Origin of the sequence: Embleya sp. NPDC059213, assembly GCF_042754445.1 — a bacterium.
Classification (GTDB): Bacteria; Actinomycetota; Actinomycetes; order Streptomycetales; family Streptomycetaceae; genus Embleya.
On the sequence record NZ_JBHZAV010000107.1, the window covers coordinates 25,679 to 32,354 of the forward strand.

The 6,676-nt window shown below is 69.5% G+C and carries 8 protein-coding genes; 2 read left to right on the forward strand and 6 right to left on the reverse strand.

The window, feature by feature from the left end:
• Nucleotides 1–11: 11 nt before the first annotated feature.
• The 5 genes from ACFXMF_RS31375 to ACFXMF_RS31395 all read right to left on the reverse strand — a co-directional run bounded on the left by ACFXMF_RS31375 (nt 12) and on the right by ACFXMF_RS31395 (nt 5,035).
• Nucleotides 12–707 carry a response regulator gene (locus ACFXMF_RS31375; RefSeq protein WP_379989317.1) on the reverse strand — a complete coding sequence of 232 codons (696 nt, stop codon included), beginning with the start codon at nt 705–707 and terminating at the stop codon, nt 12–14.
• Nucleotides 704–1,831, reverse strand: coding sequence for a sensor histidine kinase (locus ACFXMF_RS31380; RefSeq protein ID WP_379989318.1), 1,128 nt, complete (start codon nt 1,829–1,831; stop codon nt 704–706). Before ACFXMF_RS31380 ends, ACFXMF_RS31375 begins: the two co-directional genes overlap by 4 nt.
• A 6-nt stretch (nt 1,832–1,837) precedes the next feature.
• Nucleotides 1,838–2,557 (reverse strand): ABC transporter permease, encoded by a 720-nt coding sequence (locus ACFXMF_RS31385; RefSeq protein ID WP_379989319.1) that lies wholly within the window; start codon nt 2,555–2,557, stop codon nt 1,838–1,840.
• Nucleotides 2,554–3,474: an ATP-binding cassette domain-containing protein gene (locus ACFXMF_RS31390; RefSeq protein ID WP_379989320.1), complete on the reverse strand. Its 921-nt coding sequence runs from the start codon at nt 3,472–3,474 to the stop codon at nt 2,554–2,556. The genes ACFXMF_RS31385 and ACFXMF_RS31390 overlap by 4 nt, the downstream gene beginning before the upstream one ends.
• Nucleotides 3,475–3,715: 241 nt before the next feature.
• Nucleotides 3,716–5,035 carry a transcriptional regulator gene (locus ACFXMF_RS31395; RefSeq protein WP_379989321.1) on the reverse strand — a complete coding sequence of 440 codons (1,320 nt, stop codon included), beginning with the start codon at nt 5,033–5,035 and terminating at the stop codon, nt 3,716–3,718.
• 344 nt (nt 5,036–5,379) lie between these two features.
• On the opposite strand from ACFXMF_RS31395, the gene ACFXMF_RS31400 reads away from it, so the two are divergent.
• Complete coding sequence (locus tag ACFXMF_RS31400) at nt 5,380–5,799, forward strand: ATP-binding protein (RefSeq protein ID WP_379989322.1); 420 nt, start codon at nt 5,380–5,382, stop codon at nt 5,797–5,799.
• 18 nt (nt 5,800–5,817) lie between these two features.
• The gene (locus tag ACFXMF_RS31405; protein ID WP_158696395.1) at nt 5,818–5,958 is read left to right on the forward strand and encodes a hypothetical protein; all 141 of its coding nucleotides are present in this window, start codon (nt 5,818–5,820) and stop codon (nt 5,956–5,958) included.
• 243 nt (nt 5,959–6,201) lie between these two features.
• Here ACFXMF_RS31405 and ACFXMF_RS31410 read toward each other — a convergent pair whose 3' ends face one another.
• Nucleotides 6,202–6,438 carry a hypothetical protein gene (locus tag ACFXMF_RS31410; RefSeq protein ID WP_360315724.1) on the reverse strand — a complete coding sequence of 79 codons (237 nt, stop codon included), beginning with the start codon at nt 6,436–6,438 and terminating at the stop codon, nt 6,202–6,204.
• Nucleotides 6,439–6,676 lie beyond the last annotated feature (238 nt).

The window sequence follows — 6,676 nt, forward strand, 5'->3', positions numbered from 1 at the left end:
CCGGGACGTCGTCAGGTCGGTCCGGGCGGGCCGTTCTCGCCGGCGACGATGACGCCGTGCTCGTAGGCGAACACCACCGCCTGGGCCCGATCGCGCAGACCCAATTTGGCGAACATGCTGCCCACGTGGCTCTTCACGGTCGCCTCGGTGACCACCAGGTGGGCGGCGATCTCGCTGTTGGAGAGGCCGCGGGCGACCAGGAGCAGGGCTTCTCGTTCGCGTGGGGTCAGGCCGGCCAGGAGAGTCGGTGGTGAGCGGAGTGGTTCGGTACGGGTGGCGAAGTTCTCGATCAGGCGCCGGGTGATCGAGGGCGAGAGCAGCGCCTCGCCGGCGTGGACGACGTGGATCGCCTCCAGGAGCCGCGCCCGGGAGGCGTCCTTGAGCAGGAATCCGGCCGCGCCCGCCCGCAGCGCGCCGAAGACGTACTCGTCCAGGTCGAATGTGGTGAGGATGAGCACACGCGGAGGCGGCGAGATGCCCTGGGCGTGCAATCGGGCGGTGGCCTCGACACCGTCCATGCGTGGCATCCGGATGTCCATCAGGATCACGTCCGGGCGCAGGTCGGCCGCCAGTTCGATCGCCTCGTCGCCGTCCTCGGCCTCGCCGACGACGACCAGGTCGTCCTGGGTCTGGAGGAACAGGCGCAGGCCGGTTCGGATCAGCTCCTGGTCGTCGACGATCAGCAAGCGGATGCTCCGGGCGCTCATATGGCCTCAGCCAGGGGAAGCCGGGCCGCGACCCGGAATCCGCCGTCCGGAGCGGGGCGGGCCTCCAGTTCGCCGCCGAGGAGGCCGACGCGCTCGCGCATGCCGGCGATGCCGTGTCCACCCGAGGAGGGTTCGGGCACCTGCTCGCCGTCGTTGACGACCGCGATGTCCAGGTGCGTACGGCCGAAGTCGAGGGTCACCGTGACGTGGGTGGGTCGGGCGTGCTTGAGCACGTTGGTCAGTGCCTCCTCGACGATGCGGTAGAGCGACAACTCGACGCCGCCGGCGAGCGGTCGGGACGTGCCGGTGATCTCCAGGTGCGCCGGCAGCCCGGCCTCGCCGTACGAGGCGACCAGTGTGGGCAGTTGCGCCAGCGAGGGCTGCGGGCGCATCCGTACTCCCTGATTTGGCTCGCGCAGCAGCAGCAACATCCGGCGCAACTCGACCAGGCTCTGCTCGGCGTTGGTCTCGACTCGCTCCAGCGTGTCGTCGGCCACGTCGGGCGCGGTGCGCAGCACGTCGCGGGCGCCGCGCACGCCGACCAGTGTCACGGTGACCGAGTGGGCGATGATGTCATGCAGTTCGCGGGCGATCGCGGCGCGCTCGCGCTGGGCCGCGATGACGGAGAGCTGTTCGTGCTCGCGCTCCAGGTGGGCGGCGCGTTCCTCCAGGGCCGCGGTGTAGCGGCGCCGGGTCTGGGCGTAGGTGCCCAGGCCCCACGCGAGGATGGGGACGGGAAACGAGGCGATGTCCGCCACCATCAGGAACAGCGCCGTCGGCGCGAGAGCGGCCACCGACACTCGTCGCTCGCGCAGTTCGGCGACGGTGAACAGGGCCACCAACGCCGGTGCCCCGCCGGGGTTGCCGCCGGTTGCCACGAGCAGCACCTCGACCGCGCAGACGGCCGGCAGTACGGTGAGCGTCGCGTGCCGTCGGGCGAGCAGGAGCGCACCGGTGCAGATGACGAGTGCGACGAGGATCGGCCGGACGGGCGTCGAGTCGTCGAACGTCAGGCTGAGTTCGACGATGGTGGTCACCACCGCGACGACGGCGTCCAGCACCGCGAAGCGGCGCGCATGGATCCATCGGCGCGCCGCTCGTGCGGGTCGGGATATCGCGTACACGTCGGGTTACGCCAAGTCGCGCCGACGTTCGCCGGTGACGGCGGCGACGACGAACACGATTGCCCAGATACTCAGCACCACCGCGGCGGCACCCGGCGACAACGTCGTGTGGTGCGTCGAGCGGACCAGCACGGCGGCGGCTCCGAACGGCGTGTAGTTGGCGGTGGATTCGGCGACGCCGGCGACCAGCGGGAGTACCGCGAAGTTCACCAGCAACACCACGACCACCCCCACGACCGGGCTGCGCACCATCGCGCCGACGGCGGCACCCATGATTGCAGAGAGCACGAAGGCCGCCAGATTGCCTGCGGCGACCGAGGTGACCTCACCGGGGGTGAGGTCGGCTCCCGGGTGGTCGTCGAGCAGCGGCAGGGCGAGTGCGACCGAGACGGCGACCAGGAGCGCGCCGATGAGCAGACCGGTCAGCGCGTAGGCGCCGATCCTGGCGAGCAGGAGTGCGCCGCGGTCGCGCCGGGCCACCAGCGCGGCCGGTGCGGCGGTGTGGTGGCGATATTCGCCGGCCGCGCCGACGATGCCCCACAACATCAACAGGACCGGCAGCCCGGACAGGGCCTCCTCCTTCTCGCCCACCTCGTCCAGGCGGCCCGATGCGACCGCGATGACTACGACGTTGAGCACGGCGTAGGCGATTCCGCCGGCGACGAAGGCGTGGATCGAGCGGGTGGTGCGGGTCTTGAGCAACTCGCCTCGCAGTAGCCGGTTCATGCGCGTCGGCCCTCCGTCCGAGTTTCGCTCGGAACTTCGGTCAGGTCGAAGAACACGTCCTCCAGGGATGCGGTCCGCGAGGTGATCTCCTCCAGCGGGATGCGTTCGCGCAGGGCCAGGCGGGCGACCTCCGCGGCCGGGAGTGCCTCGATCCACAGGCCGCCGGTGGCTGCGGGCCGGACGCGTCCGCCGGCGCTTTCGACCAGTGCTGAGAGCCGCTCGGGTTCGGGGGTCCGTACCGAGAGGGCGCCCTGTGCGAGATCGCCGATCGGGCCGGTGTGGACCAGGCGCCCCTTGTCGATGACGACGACGTCGTCGACCGTCTGCGCGGCCTCGCCGAGCATGTGGCTGGAGAGCAGGGTGGTGCGACCGCGCGCGGCGCGTTCGCGCAGGAGCGTGCGCAGGCGGCGGATGGCCTGGGGGTCCAGGCCGTTCACCGGTTCGTCCAGGACGAGGACCTCCGGATCGCCGAGCAACGCCGTTGCCAGTCCCAGGCGTTGTCGCATGCCCAACGAGTACTTGCCGACCCGCCGTCCGGCGGCCTGCTCCAGTCCGACGGTCTCCAGTACCTCGTCGACCCGGGCGGCCGGCAGGCCGGCCAGGAGCGCCAGAGCCCGGAGGTGGGCGCGGGCGGTCCGGCCGGGGTGGGCCCCACACGGCTCGATGTGCACACCCAGCGCCCGGGCGTCGGAGGGCACCGGCCCGCCCCGGAAGGACACGTGACCGGCGGTCGGCCGGGCCAGCCCGACGATCGTCTTCAACACGGTCGTCTTGCCCGCGCCGTTGGGGCCGAAGAACCCGGTCACCACGCCCGCCCGCACGGTGAAGGAGAGGTCGTCGACCACGGTCGTCCGGCCGTAACGCTTGGTCAACTCGTGGACCGCTATCGCTGCGGTGTGTGATGGCGCCGATGTCATGCGGAAAGCATCGATGCCCCCGATCTCCCGGTCTTCAGCCAAAGGATCAAACCCGACTTGCCACTTGAGGAGGAGTGGGAAGCCGGGGATCCCTGGTGCGCCGTACCGAGTCGATCGGGTTCCGGGACGGGAGAGCCGTTCCGCAGGCGATAGAGACGCCGGATGTGAGCGTTGACCAACAGTTCGTCGTCGGCGCGGTGGATGCTGTTGTAGAGCGTGCTTGCGTTGGATGTGGGCCCGATCAAGTGGTCGTGGTTTGGGAGAGCTTCAATTCCTCGTATGCCGACCTGAGGTCCGCAGCTTCCGGCAGGCGATGGCTTTCGATCGCTTTCACGACTTCGAGGGCTCGCCAATGGCTGGAGGGCACGACGCGCTTGGAGCGGATTGCCTGTCCGGCCACATCGCATGCCTCGTCGGGGTGGTCGTGGGTGAGCAGGATCAGGGCCAGATCGAGATGTGCCACCGCGGCCCGGCGGGTCAATCTCGTGCCCGGGGCGGGGGCGAGCCGGGCGATCACCTCTCGGGCGTAATCCTCGGCAGCCGGATCACCCAGCCAGGAGAGCGTGGTCGCGGTATACGACGTCGATTTGTCGGGGTCGTAATGGTAGTGATGCTCCGGACGGTTCGTCGCCGGCAGGTGCGATACGAATCCGTGGACTCGCGCTATCGAGTCGTAGGTTTCCCGCGACCGACCCAGTCGGGCATATGCCCGCCCTTCTTGGGCGATTGCCTGGATGGCCACCGAACTCCCTTTGGGAGCAAGGCTTCGAGCCGCACCGGACAGGGTCAGGGACCGCGCGTAGTCCCCCTGCACAAGAGCCCTCCAGGCATCGGTCTCGTAGCACCACGCCTCAAGCTCCGGCCGATCGGCCTGCTTGGCCAGATCCACGGCAGTCCTCAAACCGGCCGTCGCCGCACCCTGCCTACCGAGATCGATTTGCAGCGTCGCCCCCATCAGAGCAAGTCGTCCTCCGACGGTCACCAACCGCCGATGCTCGGCCAGTGTCTTTCGCGCGTCGAAAAGATGCGTCGCGTAGGACAGATAGCGGCGCGTCCGGACAAGGAGGTCACGCGGGGGGACCTTGGAGTAGTCGACGGCCAAGGCGTCGAAGGCGTTTTCCAGGCGGATCAGTGTCTCGTCGCCCACGTCACTCGCCGTAGCGCGACGGCCCAATTCCAGGGAATCCATTTCGTCGTCGATCGACGGGATTTCCATCGAGCGGACAGTCGGAACGGGCGTCGGCGTTTCACCGCGCAGAGCATCGCGGCGCGATTCCCACTCCCGGGGCGCGATGCCGACCATGAGTCCCGGCACGCGGAGGGCGTCGGAAATCTGGCGGATCTTCTCGACGGTGGTGATGCGCCCTTCCCCTCGGGCGAGTGTGCCGACCCGGTCGGGCTTGATGTCGCAGGCGTCGGCGATTTTTTGATAGCTGATCCCGCCGTACTTGCGCGCCAGCCGGAAGACCGTGCCGAAGTCATGATCACGCAGGGCTTGGCGCACGTCATCGCGGTCGAGCACTCGGCGCGGTAGCGCGGTCGGCAGTACGTCACGTGTCACGACCGGTGACCCCCTGGTCCATGCTTCGTCACACTATGTGGCGAGTCTACCCATGGCAGGTACGCCTTCATGGGCTGATGACGGACATCTCGGCCGGCCATGCTCGTTGCATGGCCGGAACACAAACAGGACGAACGGGTCTGCGGCATGTGATCAGGCGGGAGCCGCCGCCGCAGAAGGAAGAGCGAGACGTCGTTTCGGAGGCGTGGTCGGAGGCGGATGGGCGGGTGAGCCCCGGGGAGCGGTGGCTGGGGGCTGTGCTTCGGGGGCCGGGGTGGGAGCCGATGTGGGTTCGGCAGCGGGCGTGGGAGTCGCATCCGGCAGCCGTGAAGGAAGCGCGGGCATTGACGTGGGCCGCCATGGCGGACTGGAACCTGCTCGAACTGACCGACGAGGCGATGTTGTGCACTTCGGAGTTGGCGACCAATGCCGTGGTGCACGCGATGATGCCGGATCAGCATGTGGACTGGTTGTGGCGGACGTTCACGGTGCGGTTGTCGTTTTGGCCCAAGCGGGCGGTGGCGATCGAGGTGCGGGATGCGGATCCGCGTCCGCCGGTGGTGCCGGGTCGGGGGGTGATGCGACCCTCGCCGGCGGAGCCGGAGCGGATCGGGGGGTCGTTGCGGGGGTTGCGGATGGTCGAGGCGGTGTCGGATTTCGTTTCGTGGGGGCCGGTTGCCACCGGTGGGAAGACCGTGTGGTGTCGGTTCGACCTTGAACCACGCGGATTGGCACTGCCGTTTGTGATGACCGGTAACCGATAGCTGAAGGTCCGTGGATCGATGACCATTCGAAGGGAACTCGACATGGGTGAGCACAAGAGTCCGATTCCGAGCGACGGGAACCAGCCCGGCCGGCCGATTCCGCCACCGATCCTTCCCGACAAGCCGCCGAATCCGGGAACTCCCAAGAAGGACAAGTGAGACCGTGGCGGATGCGACTGCGGAGCGCGGCCCCGCTCGCTTGCTTCGCCTTGTCGAGCAGGTGACGGGCCCGCTGCCGGTGCCGTGGCGGGAAGCTTTCGAGCACGTGCCTCGCGACGCGTTCCTGCCGGATGTGATCTGGCTGCGGCAGGCGGATGGGTTGCCCGATCACGAGCCCTGCGACCGGGCCACGGACCGGGACGGCTGGGAAAACGTGGCCTGGTCGGATGTGCCTGCGGTGATTCAGGTCTGCGATGGCCGCGTACCCGAATCGGGTGAGCCGGCGTGGGCGTCGTCGTCGGTCTCGCAGCCGTCGATCGTCGCGGAGACGGGCCGGCCCGCCGGTTCGCGGGCCGCCCGGGGGCGCAGGGCCGGGCCCCGGGGGCTCAGGCAACGAATGAGGTGATCGAGGGCGGTCGCCGGATGGCGCCGTTCGTTGTCCAGCAGCAGGGTTCGCGCGACGTGCTGGATGCGGGTCAACCGTTGGAACTCCTTGGGGCCGACTCCGACGGCCGGCGGGAAGCGCCGCTCCTGTGGAAGCCGCGCCGCGAGACCGCACCCCGACCCGGCCCCGACGGAGCCGGCCGCGCCCCGACCCCCCGCAGCCGCCCCGACCGCCCCCCGAAGCCGCGCCCGCGGCCGCAGGACCGCGCCCCGAAGCCGCGCCCGCCCAGCCCCGACAAAGCCGCCCGCAGCGGTGGCCGGACCCCACATCCAC